The 2,794-nt window shown below is 67.3% G+C and carries 3 protein-coding genes; 1 reads left to right on the top strand and 2 read right to left on the bottom strand.

Annotated features, from left to right (window positions below; all coding sequences use genetic code 11):
- On the top strand, positions 1–838 hold an 838-nt coding region (locus tag RT662_RS00445; protein WP_313668205.1), incomplete at its 5' end, for an AMP nucleosidase.
- A 36-nt stretch (positions 839–874) separates the two neighbouring features.
- On the opposite strand, the gene RT662_RS00440 is transcribed toward RT662_RS00445, so the two are convergent.
- A complete protein-coding gene (locus RT662_RS00440) occupies positions 875–2,137 on the bottom strand; it encodes an N-succinylarginine dihydrolase (protein WP_313668203.1) in 1,263 nt (420 codons plus the stop codon).
- Positions 2,134–2,794, bottom strand: a 661-nt coding sequence (locus RT662_RS00435; RefSeq protein ID WP_313668202.1) for an aldehyde dehydrogenase family protein, incomplete at its 5' end; no start/stop codon positions are given. The genes RT662_RS00440 and RT662_RS00435, both read right to left, overlap by 4 nt.

Below are 2,794 nucleotides of genomic sequence, written 5' to 3'. Positions count from 1 at the left end.
CACCAACTATCATCGCTATGTCGATGAATTCGTGCGCTGGGCCTGCCGGCAGCTCGGAAACGGCTATGATCGGCTTGCTTGCCCCGGCGGGCTGGACATCACCGCCGATGATCCCGATGCCGACAGAGCGGCCGCTGATTTCGCCTGGCGCAAGAACCAGATGCCGGCCTGGCACCTGATCGGCCCGGGAGGCACCGGCATCACGCTGGTCAACATCGGCGTCGGCCCGGCCAACGCCAAGACCATCTGCGATCACCTCGCCGTGCTGCGCCCCGAAGCCTGGTTGATGATCGGCCACTGCGGCGGCCTGCGCCCCAGCCAGGCCATCGGCGATTATGTGCTGGCCCACGCCTATCTGCGCGATGATCATGTGCTGGACGACGTGCTGCCCGCCGAAATCCCGATTCCGGCGCTTTCCGAAGTGCAGAAGGCGCTGCAACTCGCCACCGAAAAGGTGACCGGCATGACCGGCGACGCGCTGAAACCCCGCCTGCGCACCGGCACCGTGGTGACGACGGACGATCGCAACTGGGAACTGCGCTATTCGCAGAGCAGCCTTCGCTTCAACCAGAGCCGCGCGGTCGCCATCGATATGGAATCCGCCACCATCGCCGCCCAGGGCTACCGATTCCGCGTCCCCTACGGCACCTTCCTGTGCGTGTCCGACAAGCCGCTGCACGGCGAGATCAAGCTGCCCGGCCAGGCCAACCGCTTCTATGAAGGCGCGATTTCGGAGCATCTGCAGATCGGCATCGAAGCGATGATGATCCTGCGCGACGAAGGTCCGGCGCTGCATTCGCGCAAGCTGCGGGCGTTCGACGAGCCGCCCTTTAGATGACCGTCACCCTGGCGTCCGCCGGAGTGACAACTGGGCTTAGAGGCTAAGCCTCAACTCCGCCAACAACGCCGCCCGCGCCGCCTTCACCTGCGCCCACAAATCCGGGTTGGTCATGTCGGCTGGCCCGATCGCTTCCGGCCACCAACGCTCGACCAGCCGCTCCAGCCGCTCGGCCTTTGCGTCATCCAGCAGGAAGCGCGCATCGACGCGGGCCGGATCAGCCACCACGCGCAAGCGCAAACACGCCGGCCCGCCGCCGTTCTGCATCGATTCCCGCACATCGACAAAATGCGCCGCGCGGATGGGGCCGTTGCCGGCCACCAGCGCCGCCAGCCAGGCCTTCACGCTCGGGGTCTCTTCGGCTTCCTTCGGCAGCACAAGCGCCATGCTGCCATCGGGCAGGGTGAGCAATTGGCTGTTGAACAGATAGGACTTGATTGAATCCTCAAGGCTGACCGTGCTGGCCGGCACCTCGACATAGATCGCCTCGGGCATCCGCCGCGCCAGATCGGCCTTCAGGCCGGCCGCATCGGCAAAGGCGTGCTCGTGCGCGAACAGCACGTTGCCATTGGCCACCGCGACCACGTCGTTGTGGAAGGCGCCGGCATCGATGGCGGTCTGGCTCTGTGCCACGAACAGCGCGTTCGATACGCCATGACGGCGGGCGATGGCTTCGCTGGCCCGGTGGTTCTGGCGGGCGGGGAAACGGCCGCCTTCCTCGCCATAGACGAAGATCTCAAGGCCCGGCGCGTCGTGGCTGGCGCACAGGCGCATGAAATTGGCCGCGCCTTCATCGCCGAATGCCGCCGGCAGCGCCGGGTGCACTGCGAACGAAGGATCGGCAAAGGCGATGGCCAACTGGGCGTGGGTTTCGGGATGTTCGATGCTGCGATGGGCCATGCGCGACAGGTTGGCGGCGCTGATGTGGCAGCGGCCATCTTCGGTGTCGGGCGCCGGCGAGACGGTGGCGGCGTTGGCCGTCCACATCGATGACGCCGAAGCGGCGGTGGCGAACAGGCGCGGGTCTTCGGCAGCGGCGGCAGCGATCACCTGTTCGTCACTGCCGGCAAAACCCATCGCACGCAGGAAGCCGACATTGGGCCGATCCAGCGGCAGCAGGAAACCCTGCGTGAGCCCCAGCCCCATCACGAAGCGCATCTTGGCGATGCCCTGCAACGCCGCCGCGCGCGGGCGGCTGGTGGCACCGCCGTGGCGCGCGCTGGCCAGGTTGCCCAACGAGAGCGCCGCATAATTGTGGCTCGGCCCGATCAGGCCATCGAAGTTGATTTCGCGGATCATGGCTTCAAACCCGTGGTGATGCCGCCGCCCAGCGCATCGGCAGCGAGCGTCGCCACCGGGAAGGCGCAATAATCGGTGGCGTAATAAGCCGATGGCCGGTGATTGCCGCTGGCCCCGACGCCGCCGAACGGCGCGGCGGATGATGCACCGTTGGTCGGCCGGTTCCAGTTGACGATCCCGGCCCGGCTGCGCGCCCAGAAATCATCAAAGCGCGCCGCATCGCCGCCGATCAGCCCGGCGGCGAGGCCAAAGCGGGTGGCGTTGGCCGCCGCGATGGCCGCATCCCAATCGGGCACGCGGATGATCTGCAGCACGGGGCCGAACAATTCATCGTCAGATGGCGCATGGCCGGTCATGTCGATCACGGCGGGGGACAGGAACGGCCGATCAGCGCGGGCGCGCACCAGCGGGCGCAGCACCCGGCCACCTACTGCCTGCAAGCAGGCCCAGCCGCGCTCCAGCCCATCGGCGGCGGCATTGGAAATCACCGGGCCCATGAACGGCTGCGGCTCATCGAAGGGCGCGCCAACAATCAGCCGGTCGGCCAAGGCCAGCACCGCCTCCACCAGCCGGTCGTCGCCATCTTTCAGAACCAGCCGCCGCGCATTGGTGCAGCGTTGCCCGGCCGAGAGGAAGGCCGACTGCACCACCGTGGCC

The sequence above is a fragment of the Sandarakinorhabdus sp. genome (assembly GCF_032115815.1).
GTDB lineage: Bacteria > Pseudomonadota > Alphaproteobacteria > Sphingomonadales > Sphingomonadaceae > Sandarakinorhabdus.
This window is presented reverse-complemented; position numbering and strand designations above follow the sequence as displayed.